Annotated in this window: 10 protein-coding genes; 9 read left to right on the forward strand and 1 reads right to left on the reverse strand. The window is 44.5% G+C overall.

The features are described 5' to 3' along the window. Positions 1-22: 22 nt before the first annotated feature. A complete protein-coding gene (locus DWY79_RS05590; RefSeq protein WP_057326181.1) occupies positions 23-3,427 on the reverse strand; it encodes a TonB-dependent receptor in 3,405 nt (1,134 codons plus the stop codon). 560 nt (positions 3,428-3,987) lie between these two features. On the opposite strand from DWY79_RS05590, the gene DWY79_RS05595 reads away from it, so the two are divergent. The 9 genes from DWY79_RS05595 (at position 3,988) to DWY79_RS05635 (ending at position 18,337) form a co-directional block, all read left to right on the forward strand. After that, a complete protein-coding gene (locus tag DWY79_RS05595; RefSeq protein ID WP_122144944.1) occupies positions 3,988-7,368 on the forward strand; it encodes a TonB-dependent receptor in 3,381 nt (1,126 codons plus the stop codon). Positions 7,369-7,412: 44 nt separating this feature from the next. Further along, positions 7,413-9,260, forward strand: a complete 1,848-nt coding sequence (locus DWY79_RS05600; RefSeq protein ID WP_057326179.1) for a RagB/SusD family nutrient uptake outer membrane protein — start codon at positions 7,413-7,415, stop codon at positions 9,258-9,260. Positions 9,261-9,385: 125 nt separating this feature from the next. After that, positions 9,386-10,108 carry an MBL fold metallo-hydrolase gene (locus DWY79_RS05605; protein ID WP_057326178.1) on the forward strand — a complete coding sequence of 241 codons (723 nt, stop codon included), beginning with the start codon at positions 9,386-9,388 and terminating at the stop codon, positions 10,106-10,108. A 48-nt stretch (positions 10,109-10,156) separates the two neighbouring features. After that, complete coding sequence (locus DWY79_RS05610) at positions 10,157-10,534, forward strand: VOC family protein (RefSeq protein WP_005867648.1); 378 nt, start codon at positions 10,157-10,159, stop codon at positions 10,532-10,534. A 168-nt stretch (positions 10,535-10,702) separates the two neighbouring features. After that, positions 10,703-11,689: an ROK family protein gene (locus DWY79_RS05615; RefSeq protein ID WP_005867650.1), complete on the forward strand. Its 987-nt coding sequence runs from the start codon at positions 10,703-10,705 to the stop codon at positions 11,687-11,689. Between the two features lie 103 nt (positions 11,690-11,792). After that, positions 11,793-12,314, forward strand: coding sequence for an NUDIX domain-containing protein (locus tag DWY79_RS05620; RefSeq protein ID WP_008772740.1), 522 nt, complete (start codon positions 11,793-11,795; stop codon positions 12,312-12,314). Positions 12,315-12,410: 96 nt separating this feature from the next. Further along, positions 12,411-15,410: a tetratricopeptide repeat protein gene (locus DWY79_RS05625; RefSeq protein ID WP_122368997.1), complete on the forward strand. Its 3,000-nt coding sequence runs from the start codon at positions 12,411-12,413 to the stop codon at positions 15,408-15,410. A 9-nt stretch (positions 15,411-15,419) separates the two neighbouring features. Next, a complete protein-coding gene (locus DWY79_RS05630) occupies positions 15,420-17,219 on the forward strand; it encodes a TonB-dependent receptor (protein WP_122368998.1) in 1,800 nt (599 codons plus the stop codon). Positions 17,220-17,236: 17 nt separating this feature from the next. Next, the gene (locus DWY79_RS05635; RefSeq protein ID WP_005867656.1) at positions 17,237-18,337 is read left to right on the forward strand and encodes a sensor histidine kinase; all 1,101 of its coding nucleotides are present in this window, start codon (positions 17,237-17,239) and stop codon (positions 18,335-18,337) included. Positions 18,338-18,340 lie beyond the last annotated feature (3 nt).

Consider the following 18,340-nt stretch of genomic DNA (forward strand, 5'->3'; position numbering starts at 1 on the left):
AATCAGATTTTCATTCCTAGTTTTAGAACGTAACATTAACTCCAAGGATAAATTGACGTGGCATACCGTATGAACCATAGTCTGTACCCATGTTACGGTCTTTAGAATTACCGGAACCATCATCCGTACGAACCTGAGGATCCAATCCGGAATAACCGGTCAATGTGAATACGTTAGAGATCTGACCATAGATACGGATCTTGTCGAATTTGATCTTGTTCATCCATGCTTTCGGCAAGGTATAACCCAACGTTAATGTTTGCATACGCAAGAAGGAACCATCCTCTATGTAGCTGGAATTAGATTCGTTGGCCGCAATCGTACTTTCTCCTGTAGCGGTTGCCCACATCGGGTAGATTCCGTTTGGATTCTCCGGGCTCCAAGAGTTGTCGCGACGATCTTTTGAATAAGCAGATTGCAAAGAACCGTAGTGTGTATAGTATTTATACATGGCAAAGATGTCATTACCTACGGAGAAGTACAAGTAAGTGCTCAAGTCGAAACCTTTCCAGCCTACGCTTAGGTTAACACCACCAGTCAAGTCCGGATGCGGGTTACCGATGAATGTACGGTCACTTGCGTCGATCTTACCATCGTTGTTCACATCTTTCACCTTGAATTGACCTACGTATTGAGACGGATTTAACGAAGCGGCGTCTGCCGTACCGTATGGTAATACTGCGCCTCCAGCATCATTCTTATAGTTGCGAACCTCATCCTCGCTCTTGTAGATACCATCCACCTGATAACCGTGGAACATACCAACCGCATACCCCTTCATCATGACATTCATGTTGGAGATACGAGTACCTTCGAAGATACCGGCTTCCGTACCGATCTCTGTCAATTTGTTCTTATAGTGAGAAAGGTTCACGCCAATCGAGTAATCTACCTCGCCGACCTTGTCGCGCCATGTCAAATTCAAGTCAACACCCTTATTTTCCATGTCGCCGATATTTACTTTAGGCTTGTCTGCGTTACCAGCCAAAGCAGACCAGTTCGCATCGATCAACATATCGGAGGTCTTCTTTAGGTACCAGTCGAAGTTGATGCCTAAGCGTTGGTCGAAGACTGTCGCATCGAAACCTACGTTCAACATCTTAGAGGTTTCCCACTTCGCATCGATATCACCTAAGGCCGTAACACCGTATCCTGTCATTACGTCCGTATCACTACCGGTGATGCTATAGAGCCACGTGTTACCTGTACCGTAGCGGAATGCCCAGTTGTATGCTCCGATATTAGAGTTACCTGTCGTACCGTAACCGGCGCGCAACTTGAAGTCGTCTAACCATGTACGAGTCTTTTCCATGAAATTCTCGTCTGACATACGCCATCCCAAAGATATGGAAGGGAATGTACCCCAACGGTTTTTCTCGGAGAATCGAGAGGATGCGTCTCGACGAACGGTCACGGTAGCCAAGTATTTGCCTTGGTAAGCGTAATCAGCACGTCCGAAGATACCAAACATGGTGCTGGGTGAGTGCATGTAACCACTGTTACGTAAGTTGGCGGCAGAACCGTTGTCGATTTGCCATGTGTTCGGGTCATCCTCGAACTGGTAATCAATACGGCCGGCCTGTATCACGCGGCCTAAGCCCTCGCGGATAGCTTCTGTTCCTAATACTACGCCGATTGAGTGGTCTTCGTTGATTGTCTTTTTATAAGTGGCCGTATTCGTCCATTGGTAGCCTAACCAATAACTGGCGTTCTCGTAGAACTCGTTGTTGTTACGTCCCTCCTTGTTGGTCATGATAGTACGCTTGTTCATCCAAAAGTCCCAAGCGCCACTTAAGCGGGCACTGAACTGCGTACGGATCGTCAAGTCCTCACCAATGCTTTCCAATGGTTTGATCTCCGCATAGATAGCGGATTGCGCACGCAAGAAACGACGGCGGTTATCCTTACCGTGGTTAACAGACATCACGGCACTTTCCGCACGTCCACCCTCATTGTTCACGGATCCCGCATAGTCTCCACCTACCGTATAAATAGGTACCCACGGCTGGATGGAGAAAGTCTTACCGAATGTGTTGTCGTCACCTTGGCGCCCCCGCTCACCGGAGTTCTCTATTACGGCGAGATTCGTATTTTGTCCGATGTTGAACCACTTGTTTACGAAGAAGTTGGTATTTGCACGCAAAGAATAACGGCGGAACCAAGACTCCTTGATTGTACCCTCACGGTTCATGTAGCCTAAACCTACCGAGTAGGTAGCCTTCTCGCCACCACCTGTTACTGAGATCTCGTGGTTCTGCACCTTACCGGTCTGTACTACCTCGTCGTACCAGTTTGTACCTTTACGAGCTTCTTCTTCTGAATAACCATCCTCCAGCATTTGGTAGTAAGCGGAACGAGACCATGTGTTTGTTCCGTCATCCTTATAGGATTTTATCCATGCGTCGATTGAACCAAACTCTTGAATGACTTGATCCTTACTATAACCAGCAGGTTTCAGTGCGTAAGGCATTGTTAAATGGCCTGAACCATCTGCTCCGATTGAGCCGAACTGTGCGTGAGTCGTGGTCAAACCGCGATATTTCAACAGGTTACGCTGACCTTCTTCTTGGAATTCCATCGCTTCCCATGCGTCCAATAGATCATAACCGTTATTAGCCATCTTGGCCACACCGAAATAACCGTTGTAAGAAACCTTTACACGGTCATCTTTCTTTCCTTGTTTGGTGGTGATGATGATAACGCCATTCGCTCCTTTCGCTCCATAGATGGCGGCGGCGGCGGCATCCTTCAAGATCTGCATGGACTCGATATCGTTCGGGTTCACGGCATCGATATCTACACCGGATACACCATCCACGATCACTAACGGGTCGGAACCATTCACGGAGCCTACACCACGGATACGGATCGTAGTCTCACCCAACGGACCGCCACCAGCCTGTACGAATACACCGGCTGCCTTGCCTTGCAAGGCCTCGGCGAAGTTGGATACTGGAGTCTCTTTTAAGTCATCTGTAGAGACTACGGCCACGGATCCGGTAATGTCTTTCTTCGCTTGGGTACTATAACCCGTTACGACAACCTCGTCCAAGGCTTGGGAGTCTTCTACTAATGTAATTTTGATAGAGGTCTGGTTATCTTTAAGATGCACTTCTTGAGTTACGTATCCGATGTAAGATACTACTAAGACTGCGTTTGCGGGCACATTGTCGATTATAGCACGACCGTCCATGTCCGAGATGTTTCCGATAGTAGTCCCTTTTACGACTACATTAGCTCCGAGGATAGGGCCAGATTTGTCTACGATGGTACAGTTAACTTGTCGTCCATCTTGCTGTACGCTCATAAGTCCTGTACTGGATGTTGGATACAAATAATCTGTTTCTGTAGCAAAAGCAGTTCCGGCTCCGTACAGAAGAAAAGAAGCTCCTAAGACTAATGGCTTCCATGATACAACATTTCTCATACAAATTTAGAATTTAAGGTATAATAAAATAAAAAACACAGACTTTTAACAAAATGAATTCACTACTCTGCCATACCTCTAGGGTATGTTACATCTGTTTACATCTCAAAATAGGCAAACATCATTCTCTTCTTCTCAACTTCATTTGTGTAGCTTCTTCATTATCATGTCTTTAATGATAAAAGCCGCTTCTTGCTATCTTTCATAATACTAAAAAAACGACTAGTCTAAACGATCGTTTCTATTAGTCGTTTGTAAAGGTCTGTTTTTTTTTCGACACGTGCAACTTTTTGTTGATTTTTTTTTATTTTATCTTATTGCTAATGGGAGAGATAACCCTTCATCGATCTAAAAAAAGATTTTCTTTTTCAAATCATCATTTCCTCTTTTCAAAAACGCAAGATTTAAACGATCGTTTCGATTAGTCGTTTTATGAAAAAACATTTAGACCATAAGTATTCAAGAATTTGCTGAAATCTAGAATGTTATTGTATATAGAAAGATCATTTTGCTGTTAGATTGTGTTTTTTATTGATTTATACCTTAAAATCTAATGTTGTATGAGAAATGTAGTATTATGGAAACAGGTGTTTCTAGGAGCCTCTTTGTTTCTATGTGGCACAAGTCCAGTTATGGCCACAGAAGTAGGCGATTTAGTACCAGACGTAAGGGGCAATGCCCTGCAACAAGATGGACGTAGAGTCACTTGCACTATTTCAGACAAAGCTGGACCAATTGTTGGAGCGAATGTCCTTATTAAAGGGACAACTATCGGAAATATTTCCGATATGGACGGACGGGTCATACTTGATGGTGTGCCGGATAATACCATATTGGTGGTATCTTACATTGGCTATGTAACTCAAGAGATCTCTCTGAAGAATAGCCAGAACAATATCAAAGTAAAATTAGCGGAAGACACACAAGCCTTGGATGAGGTCGTTGTTGTAGGTTATGGTACCCAAGCGAAGAAAGATATTACGGGATCTGTCGCTGTCGTATCTACGGAAGAGTTGAAGGAGACTCCGGTAGCGACATTCTCAGAAGCCTTGCAAGGAAAGGCTTCCGGTGTGTATATCTCGAACTCGGGTGGACCTAGTGGTGAGACGACTATCCGTATCCGTGGTGTCGGCTCGTTGAATGGTTCGGACCCATTGATTGTTGTGGACGGTGTCTCGAATGTGGATATCGATGCGGTCAATCCGAATGATATCGAGTCTTTGCAAGTCTTGAAAGATGCTTCCGCTACTGCGATCTACGGTGCGCAAGGAGCGAATGGTGTAATCATTATCACGACAAAGCAAGGAACTAAAAGCGGCCGGGTACGAGTATCTTATGATGGTTACTTTGGTGTGGCGAAGATGGCGAATAGTGGTTATGATTTGTTGAATGGATGGGAGGCGATGGAATGGCAAGCACAAGGTATGAGAAACGTGCGGGATTATCGCGGACAAACACCCACCGCTCATCCTCAATTCGGATCGTTGAACGATAAAGATGAATTGACGATGCCTTATGCGATTAAACCGGCCGGTTTATCAAAAGATCAAGTAATCTCGCAGTTTGGTAGTATCGATGCGTGGGTGGCTTCCTATAAACCGGATGGTAGTAATTCGTGGTCACGCTCCGCTTATTACCAGATGTTGGAAGATGGATATTCGGAAGCGGAGGCCCAGAAAGGAACGAATTGGTATGATATGGTGACTCGTACGGGTAAAGTACAGGATCATCAGATCTCTTTATTAGGAGGTGGAGAGAAAGGAACTTACTCGGCTTCTTTAGGCTATACTAATCGGGAAGGAACGATTATCTCTTCTTTCTTTAAACGTTATTCACTGCGTGCCAACTCTACTTATAACGCGAATAAATATTTCACGATAGGCCAGAATTCCAATATCGCCGTAATGGAGATGGGCGGTGAGCGGGGTCGTCAAGGGGATGCGAGCGTATTCGCCCAAACATATACGATCCAGCCATGGGTACCTGTTTATAATGTAGGTGGCGATTATGCGGGATCACAGGCCTCGGAAGGTGGACGTGCGAATACGGCTTATCAGACAGCCATGAATCAACAGGATGATTGGACTCGTTTCATGCGATTGCAAAGTGCGGCTTTCGCCGAGTTGAAACCGATCAAAGGCCTGAGTCTTCGTACGCAGTTCAGTGTTCGTTTGATGGGTATGTGGAGCCAAGCGTTGAGTGAGAAGACGATCGCTACCAATAAAGAGGGGCAATCTCAAAATTATCTGGAGGAAAACGCGAATTGGAGGTTGGATTATCAGTGGACCAATACGGCGACTTATAAGACGAAATTCAATGAAGATCATGACGTGACATTTATGATCGGTACGGAAGCTATGAAATTTGGTGTGGGACGAAGTATGAAAGCCATTCGCTATGATTATATCTTCGAGAATAATCCCAATACATGGATATTAAACAATGGTTCTTCCGACAATATGAAGAATGAAGGAAAAATGTTTGATAAAAGTACGATGTTCGGCTTGTTTTTCCGTGGCGATTATTCCTATAAAGGTAAATACTTGGCAACTGTAACGGTTCGCCGGGATGCTTCTTCCCGGTTTGGCGAGGATAACCGCTGGGGTACATTCCCTTCTCTTTCTTTAGGCTGGCGTATGTCGGATGAGGTCTTTATGGAAAAGACACGTACGTGGTTGGATGATTTAAAGGTGCGTGCGGGTTATGGAACGACCGGTAACTCTAATATCGGAGCCTATAATTATGCGTTTCAATATGCGACCGGAAATGATTATTTATATGGAATCACAGGTGCGGATTCAGGGGCGTCTCCGGGCTATGCGATCTCAAATCTGGGTGATGTGAATGCTAAGTGGGAAACAACCAAGATGTTTAACGTCGGTTTAGACGTAACGGCGTTGAATAATCGTTTGACCGGAAGTATCGATTATTATATTAAGAAGACTTCAGATTTGTTGGTGAACGCTAACTGGTCCGCTTTGGCCGGTAACGCTACTAAGCCAAAGATCAATATTGGCGATATGCAGAATAAAGGTCTTGATTTCAGTGTGGGCTGGAGAGATAAAGTCGGTGATTTTAGTTACTCGGTAAACGCCAATATCTCAACCTATAAGAATAAGGTTACCCAATTAGGTTCCTCGGATCTATTTACGAATACGCGTTTGAGTAAGGTAAACATCACCACGGTTGGTCAACCGGTAGCGATGTTCTACGGTTATCAAGTGGACGGAATCTATACGAGTGAACAAGATGTGCTGAACTATAAGACCGCGGATGGAAAAACGATTTTACCGTATGCCGTGGCGGACGAGGCCAGCTTGAATCCTCAATCATGGGTAGGTCGTTATAAGATTCGTGACGTGAACGGAGATGGAAAGATTGGGGCGGAAGACCGTACGATTATCGGTAATCCGCATCCGGACTTCACGGGAGGTGTGAACCTTAGTGTTGGTTGGAAAGGTTTTGATTTGAGTACATTCCTTTATTTCTCTGTAGGTAACGACTTGTATAAACATTATCAGTATTATACGCATTTCGGGGCATTACAAAGTAACTTCTCTAAAGATCGCTTGGAAAACTCTTGGGATCCCGTTACAAACCCGGATGGTATCTATCCATTATGGGCTGGTACATCTAATGAAGGTACGGAGGCGGCTAATGAATCCAATTCTACTTATATAGAAGACGGTTCATACTTGCGTATGCAGACATTGACGCTCGGTTATACGTTGCCAAAGAGTATCTTGAATAAGATCAAATTTGAGAAGATTCGTGTTTACGGTCAGGTTTCCAATGTGTTTACATTAACAGGCTATTCAGGTTTGGATCCGGAGGTTCGTAGCAATAATGAAGATAGCAGTAACGATATGATGAAAGGTATCGACTACGGTTCTTATGGTATGCCACGCCAGTTCATTTTAGGCGTGAATATTTCTTTCTAAAAGGATTTTCGATAAGGATATTGATAACGATTAAAAAAAACAGTATGAAAAGACTATTTATATATTCAATGTTAGTGGCGTCTTCATTAGGAGCGATGACCTCTTGCTCTGACTTCTTGGATGTGAAGCCGGTGGGTGCGGTCAGTGAAGAAGAGTTACTGAATCAGGAAGGCGTAAATTATGCGATTACAGGAATGTATTCATCGATGCTTACACAGGAGTATTTTGCGGCTCCTTTGACAAATTATGCCTATGGCGATGTACTGGGTGGAAGCGCGAATAAAGGGTCTACGTTTACGGACCAGTCTGACTTTACGAACTTGGAAACGTATGCGATCACTACGGACAACGGATATTTGAATACCAAATGGAAAGTGGTTTATGAAGGTGTCTATCGTGCGAACAACGTGATTAATATGATCGATAAAATCAAGGACGAGCTTTCCTCCGTAAAAGGCGTATCAAAGGATTTTTATACCGAAGCGATCGCCCAAGCCCGATTCTTCCGCGGATTCTGGCATTTTGAGGGAATGAAATTATTTGGTGCCGCTATTCCTTACGTGGGAAGCGAGGAGTTCGCTAGCGATGTAAACCCAAAAGTTTCCAATGTGGATGAGTCTGGCAATTATATTTACATATGGGATAAGGTGGCTGAGGATTTACAGTTCGCTTATGATAACTTGCCGGATATTTGGGCGAGCGATAAAGGGCGTGTCAATAAATGGGCCGCCGCCGCTTTCTTGGCAAAATTGAGGCTGTATCAGTCTTCACCCTATAACGGTACGAATGGTACTTCCGATCATTGGGCGGATGCCAAGGCTTTATTGGAGGCTATTATCGCGAATGGGCAGGATAATAATGGCACGAAATTCAAACTAGCGGATACTTATGAGGATTTGTTTACGGCAGGTAGTGCCGATTGGAGCGGTGAGTCCGTGTTCGATATACAGCGGACTATCTCTGGTTCTCAGGTAATCACGAACTCTATCGAAGGTTCATGGCATACGGCTCCTCCGGGAGGTATGGGTACATCCGGATGGGGTTTCTATCAACCTTCCTATGAGTTGGTAAACTCACATATCGTAGACGAGAGTGGTTTGCCGTATCTGGATAAATCATATCAAGATAAACCGGCGTTGACTACCTTGACAGATAATATTCCACATACGGATTTAGAGGTTTTTACCGATCCTCGTCTGGATATCAGTACCGGTCGTTTTGATGTCCCTTATTGGGACTGGACGGTTCCTTCTATCTTGGATGGGTGGGTACGTGATATCGCGAATGGTGGTCCTTATATGAATAAGAAGCGGCAACCGAAAAAAGCGGATAAAGGCGGTACGAGCGTATCTACGGAGACGAGTTCTACAGCCAAGAATTACCATTTGATCCGTTATGCGGATGTTTTACTTTGGTATGCCGAAGTCTTGATTCACGACGGAAATTATAAGGAGGCCGGGAAGTATATAAATGAGGTACGTGCCCGTGCGGCAAACTCGTATGTGAAGGGCGTTGATGCTGCCACGATGTTGCCCACTTCTACATCTTATGTCTTGGATGATAAAGTGAATGGGAAGTTGGATTCGAACGCTGCGGCTAATTATCGTGTAGGTTTGTATCCGGATTCGCAATTCAACAGCAAGGATGGTGCTTTAGCCGCTTTACGTTTCGAGCGTAAATTAGAGTTGGCGATGGAAGGTCATCGCTGGTACGACTTAGCTCGTTGGGGAATAGCGTACGATGAGATAAGTAATTATATCACTTACGAGAAGAGGCATCTCGGAAAGTTTGCCAACTGCGTTTATAACGCTAAATGGGTAACTCTTCCGATCCCGAATGATCAAATCGTGACCATGGAAGGCGTTTTAGTCCAGAATGAGAATTGGAAATAAATCGTAGGTTAATAATCTGTATCGGTCAGGCATGTGATATGTCTGACCGTTTTGTATATTTGCGGCATGAAGTCAACAACCCGGAGGGTTTCGGTGTTTTTTAATAAACAAATAAAGAGAATAGGATGAGACTGGTGTATATTTATCATAGCGGGTTTGTTGTAGAGGCGGAAGGCTTCTCCATCTTGATCGATTATTTCAAAGATACGAATCCGGGCCCGGCGAAGGGGTTTGTGCGTGGGGAGCTATTAAAACGTCCGGGGACGTTGTACGTCTTGGCATCACATTTCCATCCGGATCATTTTAATCCGGACGTGTTGAAATGGAAAGAGGAGAAAGACGATATCAAATATATTTTCTCCAAGGATATCTTGAAACGCCGCCGGGCAAAAGCCGAGGACGCTTTTTATATGAAGAAGGGAGATGTGTACCAAGATGAGCATTTAACGATTAGGGCGTTCGGATCGACCGATGTCGGTATCTCTTTTTTGATCGAGGCGCAAGGTAAACTGATTTTTCATGCCGGAGACTTGAATAATTGGCATTGGAAAGATGAGTCTACTCCACAGGAAGTTGCGGAGGCGGAAGGGAATTACCTGAAAGAACTGGATATAATAGCGAAATATACGCAGGCGATGGATGTTGTCATGTTTCCGGTAGATCCCCGCTTAGGGACCGATTTTATGCGAGGTGCCCAACAATTCATCGACCGGATAAAGACCGGTATCTTTGTGCCGATGCATTTCTGGGAACGTCCGGCGGAGGTCATGGCTTTTGCCCCGTATGCCGAATCGAAAGGTTGCCGGTATGTTGTCCTTTCTGTACCGGGTGAGGGTACCGATATATAATATATTATTAATGTATAGGTTTTAGAAAACATATAAATTTATTTAGGTATGGAAGTTAAAGGCAGATTTGACCATTTCAATATTAACGTATTGGATTTGGAGAAAAGTATCGCTTTTTATAACAAAGCGTTGGGATTGAAAGAGCATCATCGAAAGGTCGCAGAAGACGGTTCTTTTATATTGGTTTATTTAACGGATGAGCAAACCGGTTTCTTGATGGAGCTGACTTGGCTGCGTGACCGGAAAGAACCTTATGAGCTAGGCGACAATGAGAGCCATCTTTGTTTCCGGGTAGCCGGCGATTATGAGGAGGTACGTAAATACCACAAGGAAATGGGAGCGGTTTGCTTCGAGAATACCAAGATGGGATTGTATTTTATTAATGATCCGGATGACTATTGGATCGAGATATTACCGTTGCGATAATTCTCCATTATTATATAACAATGTTGCTTAACATAAGTTTTCGAAAAAAGAAGATAAAATGACAGGAATCTGTAAAATTTTCTTCAAATCGTATTGCAACTTGTGTTAAACCTCTTATATTTGCTACCCAGAAAGAGGAAAATCATTATTAATCCTAAATATAAAATCATGGAGAAGCCTTATGTAGTAGGTATCGATATAGGTGGTACCAACACTGTTTTTGGTGTAGTTGACGCAAGAGGAACAATCTTGTATAGTGGATCAATTAAGACTGGTAAATATGCAGACGTTAATGACTATGTAGCGGAACTTGCTAAAGGTCTGAAGTCTGTTATTGATCAGGCTGGTGGTCCGGATAAGATTAAAGGTGTGGGTGTAGGTGCTCCGAACGGAAACTTTTTCAACGGATGTATCGAATTCGCTCCGAACTTGCCTTGGAAAGGTAAGATTCCTTTGGCTCAATTGATCAGCGAACAGATCGATGGTATTCCTGTTGCTTTAACAAACGACGCCAACGCTGCCGCTATCGGTGAGATGACTTATGGAGCCGCTCGCGGTATGAAAGATTTTATCGTGATCACTTTGGGTACTGGCGTGGGTAGCGGTATCGTAATCGGTGGTAACTTGGTATACGGACATGACGGTTTTGCCGGCGAGTTGGGCCACGTTATCATGCGTCGTAACAATGGTCGTCAGTGCGGTTGCGGTCGCCAAGGATGTCTGGAGGCTTATGCTTCAGCTACCGGTGTGGCTCGTACGGCTCGTGAATATCTGGAAATCCGTAAGGACGAGAGTGTTCTTCGCGACTTGGATCCGGATGAAATCACTTCAAAAGACGTATACGACGCAGCTATGAAGAATGATAAGATCGCTCTTGAGATTTTCGAGGCTACCGGCTCTATGTTGGGAGAGGCTTTCGCTGATTTCGTAGCATTCTCTAGCCCGGAGGCTATCATTTTGTTTGGCGGTCTTACGAAAGCTGGTGATTTGATCATGAACCCGATTAAACGTTCAATGGAGAAAAATATGTTGAAAGTTTACGCAGGTAAGACTAAATTATTATTCTCTCAATTGAAAGAGAGCGATGCTGCCGTATTAGGAGCAAGTGCTTTGGGTTGGGAAGTAAGAGACCAAAGCGCTGGTTTGGAAGTCTAAATCCGGTTTTGCGTATAACGAAAAGACATTTGCGAAATAAGGCAAGCCGCATCTATATTTAGGTGCGGCTTGTTGTTTTTAATTGAATTATAAATCATAAAGTATGAGACATCCGTTGTATCAATTTCAGTTTTGCCCGGTTTGCGGGGCAAAAGCTTTCGTGGAACATAACGAGAAAGCGAAAAAATGTATGGCGTGCGGTTTTGTTTATTATTTCAACCCGTCGTCGGCTGTCGCTTGTTTCATAAAGAACGCTAAGGGGGAGTTATTGCTGGTTCGCCGAGGAAAAGAGCCGGCTAAGGGTACATTGGATTTGCCCGGTGGCTTCGTCGATATGTTTGAGTCGGGGGAGGAGGCCGCTCGCCGGGAAGTAAGGGAGGAGACGGGGTTGCATATCCAGAATTGTCGTTATTTGTTTTCCTTGCCTAATTTATATATGTATTCCGGCTTTGAGGTGCATACGCTGGATATGTTTTATGAGTGTTTGGTAGATGATTTCAATAACGTGCATGCGGAAGATGATGCCGCCGAGATCGTGATCCTTCACCCGGAGGATGTGAATCCGGAAGACTTCGGTTTAGACTCTATCCGAAAGGCGGTACCGATCTATCTTGGTAAATATTGATAGAACTTGCCTGCTGTTTGGCGCATATTACTTATATTTGCGAATTAGAACGAATAGGCACTGAAGTAAGTGCTTGTATTAAAAAGCAAATGAGTGATGAAAAGAATACTTATTCCGCTGTGTCTGGTAGTAGGCAGCCACATGGCAAGCGGGCAGAGATCGTACCAATTTGATGCGCCGAACCGTTTGTTTGTCGAAGGCAAGGAGTTGTTTAGTTTGAAGAATTATTCAGGTTGCATCGATAAACTGGAGGCGTATAAACAGCATTCCACGGATGCCGACTTGATTCAAGAAGCCGATTATATGTTGGTCTACTCTGCTTATGAGCAAGGTCGTCCCAATGCCGTTGAGTTATTGAAAGATTATCTGGATGTGTACCCGGCTTCCCGTCATGCGGACGAGGTGAACTTCTTGATCGGTTCCGCCCATTTCGGACTGGGAGAGTATCAGAAAGCTATCTTTTGGTTTAACGAATCGAACATTGATATGCTAAGTCCGGAACAACAGGAGGCTTATTGTTTCCGTTTGGCTTATTCCTTGTTGCAAACCGGGGATATGGAGAAGGCCCGTGGTTATTTCGCACGGATCGAGCAGATCGGAACGAAGTACCGGGAAGCATCTACCTATTATGTCGCTTATATCGATTACGCGACCGGTAAATACAACAATGCCTTGGTGGAATTTACCCGCTTGAAGGACTTGCCTGATTATAAGGAGCGATCTTTGTACTATATCACGCAAATTTATTTTATACAGAATAAATACGAGAAAGTGATCAGCGAAGGCAAGGAATTGTTAGCCTCTTATCCGGATAGCGAGAACAATAGCGAGGTTTACCGTATCATGGGTAACGCCTACTATCATCTGGGAAATGAGGATCAAGCGATTAATATGCTGAGTAAATATGTATCCTCGACGGATAGCCCGTTGAGGGGCGATTTATATATCTTGGGCGTATGTTATTACAATAAGGGTAATTACAGTAGCGCCGTGAACGCTTTGGGACGGACCGTTCGTGAGAACGACGCCCTTTCGCAGAACGCTTATCTGTATCTGGGGCAAAGTTATCTGAAATTAAAAGATAAGAATAACGCCCGTATGGCCTTCGAGGCTGCCGCGACTTCTTCTTTCGATAAGCAAGTGAAAGAGGCGGCTATGTATAATTACGCTTTATTGATCCACGAGACCGCTTTCACGGGCTTTGGCGAGTCGGTGACAATCTTCGAGGATTTCTTGAATGATTTCCCGAATTCCAAATATGCCGATAAGGTAAACGATTATCTGGTGGAGGTTTATTTGACTACCAAGAACTATCAAGCGGCTCTGAACTCTATCGATAAGATCAAGCATCCGAGTACGAAGATCTTGGAGGCGAAACAAGATATCTTATTCCAGTTGGGAACGCAGGCGTTCACGAATATGGAATTGGATAAGGCGGTCGATCTTTTCAGCCGTGCGATCTCACTGGGCGCTTATAATCTGGAATCTCGTAACGACGCTTATTTCTGGCGTGGGGAATCTTATTATCGTCAAGGTGAGTATAATAAGGCGATTTCCGATTATCGTACCTATTTGAATAATACCCGCCAACGTAATACGGATATGTATGCCTTGGCACATTATAACTTAGGTTACAGCTACTTCAAATTGAAAGAGTATGGAGAGGCGTTGAACCGCTTCCGTCAATACGTGAATCTGGAAAGCAATCAGCAGACTCCGGCTTATGCGGACGCTTATAATCGTATCGGCGATTGTTTATTCCACAACCGTCAGTTCGCTATGGCGGAAGAGAATTATACCCGTGCGGCGCAATTGCAACCGTCCGCCGGAGATTATTCGGTGTATCAGAAGGGTTTCTTGCTTGGGTTACAGAAAGATTATAAGGGAAAGATCAGCGTAATGGATCGTTTGATCCGTGATTTCCCGGAATCACAATATGTGGATGATGCCTTGTTCGAGAAAGGACGTTCTTACGTGTTATTGGATAATAATCAAGCGGCTGCGGCAAGCTTTGAGCAATTGATGCGTGATTTCCCGCAAAGCAGTCTGGCTCGTAAGGCCGGCGTACAGCTTGGTTTGATTTACTTCAACGACAATCAGCCGGAGAAAGCGGCCGAGGCTTATAAGAGCGTGATTAGCAATTATCCGGGTAGCGAGGAGGCGAAAGTGGCCTTGCAAGACTTGAAGTCCGTATATATCGAGTTGAACGATATCAATTCGTTTGCCGCCTATGCGAATTCATTAGGTGGAAATGTTCGTTTCGAGGTGAGTGAGCAAGACTCCTTGACCTATTTGGCAGCCGAGAAGTTATTTATGCGAGGCGATAATGAGGGCGCTCGTCGTAGCTTGACGAATTATTTGCAAACCTTCCCGCAGGGAGCGTTTAGCTCGAACGCTAATTTCTATTTGGCAAGTATCGCTTTTGCCAAGAAAGATCTGGAGGAGGCGAAACGTCTGTTCTCGTTGGTATTGGAGAGCGGTGATACGAAATTCAGGGAAGAGTCTTGGGCTCGTAAAGCTGAGATCGAGTATCTGGATAAGGATTACGCCGCCGCTATGGAAAGTTTCAAACACCTACAGGCGGTAGCGGAGAATCCGGAGAATAAGGAGGCCGCTAAATTGGGCTTGATGCGTTGCGCCGAGTTGACCGGTCAGCCGCAAGAGGCTTTGCTTGCCGCCAACGATTTACTGAAGGAACCGAAGCTATCTCCCGAGATTATGTCCGAGGCCCGTTATGTCCGTGCGAAGGCTTATATCAGCTTGAAGCAGGAGAACAAGGCGTTGGCCGACTTGAAAGAGATCAGCAAGGATACCCGTACGATACACGGGGCGGAGGCTAAATATCTATTGGCTCAATTGTATTATGATAATAAGGATGATAAGAATGCCGAGACTGTCTTGATGAACTTCATCGAGAACGGTACGCCTCACCAATATTGGTTGGCACGGGGCTTTATCTTGTTGGCTGATATTTATATCCGCCAAGGTGATGATTTTCAAGCTCGTCAATATCTGACCAGTTTGCAAAACAACTACAAGGGCGATGATGAGATCGCCGCGATGATCGAAGACAGATTGGGTAAACTAAAGAAATAAAAGAAAGCGATGAAGACTATATATAATGTAAAGGCGTTGTGTGTGGTAGCTTTGCTGGGTTCGGCTGCTGCTGCGAGTGCGCAAGAGGATGTTACGAAAGAAAAGAACCTGAACCGAGAGATGACGCTTGAACGGGAGTATGATCCTTCCGTGCAGGACGCCAGCAAGGTAAATACGCTTCCCGTGGTGAAAGAGCCGGAGGTTCGTAAGATCCCGATCGATTACTCGAATTATACGATCGCCGCCGATCCGCAGAAAGAGATTAGTTTGTTGCCTTCCGGAAATATCATGACGCAGATGGATAACAACAAGCGCCGGGGATATTTTAACTTCGGTGTAGGCACATATCTGAATATAAACGGTGATTTGGGATATCATATCTTGAGTACCGAGAAGGATAAGTTGAATATTTGGTATTCACATCGTTCTACGAATGGAAAGGTGAAATATATTCAGATGGACGATGAGAAGGTGAAGGCGAAGATCAACGATAATCTGGGAGGCATCAATTTCAAGCATGTTTTTGATAAGACGATATTTAGTATTGGTGCGAAGTACGGATATTCGGCGTTTAATTATTATGGACTGCCTATTGCGGATGCTTGGTCTATGATGGCAGAGGGTAGTTTGGATAGAGTGGATCGGGAAACAAACCAAGTAAACCAGACGATAGCTGCTAATATCGGATTTGAGTCGAAGGAAGATGCGCCGTTCGGGTACTTACTGGATTTGGGCTATATAAATTTCTCCCATAAATACGGGCTGGGCAAACCAGCGGATGGTCCTACAGAACATACTTTTGACGCTAAATTCGATTTGAATGCCGGTTTTAACGGGAATATGCGGATTGGCTTGGGTGGACAGGTAGAGTATTTCAACTATAGTTTACCCGGAAAAAAAGAAACTACATCAGGTACCTATTATACTTATGAGTTCGAGAATCATGCGGAAGTAATCCTTTCCCCATATTATAAGGTAGAGGGGGATAGCTGGAACTTGAAATTGGGTGCTAATGTGATGTTGGTGACCGGTGATAATAGTAAGTTCATGGCTTCACCCAATATTGCGGCAGACATAGAGGTGGCAGATAAGACCTTGCTTTACTTAAACGCTGGTGGTAAGTTATATTCCAATAGTATGTATGAGACCTCTTTGGTGAATCGTTATGTAAATCCTACAAAAGAGATCGCCCCCTCCCGTAATTGGTTGGATGCTACTTTAGGTATAAAGAGTGGCGTGGCTCCGGGATTTTGGTTCGATGTATTCGCCGGTTATAAGATAACGAGCAGCGATGTGCTTTTCTTGCCGTCGAGAATTTATGATAGAGATCACTTCGGGAATTTCAGCGAGGCTATGTCTGATATCGATACGAAACAGCTTTTTATTGGCGCTAACTTGAAGTATAGTTATCAACAATTGTTCGATGTGTCTTTAAAGGGAGTATATAATAATTGGAAAGCGAATTTTGGTGATACATGGATTGGTGGGGAAGCTAACGGGGAACTAGCCCATGCTTGGGGCAAACCTGAGATGGAAGTGACGGCAGGCTTGACGGTTCGTCCGGTAAAGAATGTCTCCGTATTGCTGGACTATTATTTGGCTACTGGACGTTATACCCAATTAGGTGGAGCGGGCGAGTATAAGATGAACAACATCAACGAGCTAAACCTAACAGGTACCTATACCTTCAACGATACCTTTGGTGTTTACGCTAAGTTGAATAATATCCTTTGCCAGAAGTATGAGGTATATTACGGATATCCTTTGCAAAGCTTTAGTGCGATGATTGGCGTGAATATCAATTTCTAACACTTAAAATAGGAAGGATGGGTGACATAAATATCAAACAACTGGAAAGCCTTCGCTGGAGGATGCGGGTGATCGAGACGCTGACCGTGATCGGGACGGCGTGGATCGCCTTGGCGGTTTACCAGAAGAAGGAAGAACTGGTTTATTATTTGGTGGGAGCCGTAGTCCTTCTATTCCTGTTAAAGTATTATACGCAATTCCGTCTGCGAAAAAGACAGTTCGTCTCTAATCTCGTGGAGCAGCGGACGATGGAATTGCGTTTCCAGCGGGATGCGATGCAAGCGGAGTCGGAGAAACTATCCCGTGCCCTTTCTGCTTTGGCGGACGCTCAGGACGAGTTGGTTCGTAAGGAACGTCTGGCATCGATCGGCCAATTAACGAAAGGTCTGGTGGATCGTATCTTGAATCCCTTGAATTATATCAATAACTTCGCTCATTTGTCTGCCGCATTAGCGAAAGATATCAAGCAGAATATCGATGAGGACGAAGAGACCGGTAAACACGATAATTATAATGATACGCAAGAACTGCTGGTTCTTTTGACCGGCAATCTGGATAAGATCGCCAAGCATGGTGATAACACGGTGCGAATCGTAAAAGCGATGGAAGAATTGCTGAAAGATCATTCGGCGAATCGAACCTGCGTGGATATTAATGATTTATGTAGGGTCAATCTGGATATCTTGCGAAAGAATTACGCGAAGGAGATCGAGAAGAATCAAGTAGATCTATCATTCTCCGGGCTTTCCGTACCGTTGACAATCGAGGTGAATATCGATCAGATGGGAAAAGCCTTGTCGCAGATATTGGATAATAGTATATATGCGGTCTTGAAAAAGGCCGGAGAGCCGGGATATCAGCCTTCTGTCTCGTTGGTATTGCGTATTCAAGCGGATAAGTTGCAAGTGGTTATCCGTGATAATGGCGTCGGTATAGAAGAAACGATAAAGACGAAAGTCTTTTCTCCGTTCTTTACCACCAAACCGACCGCGGAAGCGGCAGGAACAGGTCTTTACTTGAGTCGGGAGGTCGTGTTGAACCATAAGGGTACGATCGCTATCGAGTCGGAGAAAGATAAATATACGGAAGTTACGATTACGTTGCCTATTTATAGTTAGGAA

The sequence above is a fragment of the Parabacteroides sp. AF27-14 genome (assembly GCF_003635425.1).
Lineage (GTDB): Bacteria > Bacteroidota > Bacteroidia > Bacteroidales > Tannerellaceae > Parabacteroides > Parabacteroides distasonis.

Coding starts and splice junctions, on each gene's coding strand:
- DWY79_RS05590 (WP_057326181.1), bottom strand. CDS start 3,427: ATGAGAAATGTTGTATCATGGAAGCCATTAGTCTTAGGAGCTTCTTTT.
- DWY79_RS05595 (WP_122144944.1), top strand. CDS start 3,988: ATGAGAAATGTAGTATTATGGAAACAGGTGTTTCTAGGAGCCTCTTTG.
- DWY79_RS05600 (WP_057326179.1), top strand. CDS start 7,413: ATGAAAAGACTATTTATATATTCAATGTTAGTGGCGTCTTCATTAGGA.
- DWY79_RS05605 (WP_057326178.1), top strand. CDS start 9,386: ATGAGACTGGTGTATATTTATCATAGCGGGTTTGTTGTAGAGGCGGAA.
- DWY79_RS05610 (WP_005867648.1), top strand. CDS start 10,157: ATGGAAGTTAAAGGCAGATTTGACCATTTCAATATTAACGTATTGGAT.
- DWY79_RS05615 (WP_005867650.1), top strand. CDS start 10,703: ATGGAGAAGCCTTATGTAGTAGGTATCGATATAGGTGGTACCAACACT.
- DWY79_RS05620 (WP_008772740.1), top strand. CDS start 11,793: ATGAGACATCCGTTGTATCAATTTCAGTTTTGCCCGGTTTGCGGGGCA.
- DWY79_RS05625 (WP_122368997.1), top strand. CDS start 12,411: ATGAAAAGAATACTTATTCCGCTGTGTCTGGTAGTAGGCAGCCACATG.
- DWY79_RS05630 (WP_122368998.1), top strand. CDS start 15,420: ATGAAGACTATATATAATGTAAAGGCGTTGTGTGTGGTAGCTTTGCTG.
- DWY79_RS05635 (WP_005867656.1), top strand. CDS start 17,237: ATGGGTGACATAAATATCAAACAACTGGAAAGCCTTCGCTGGAGGATG.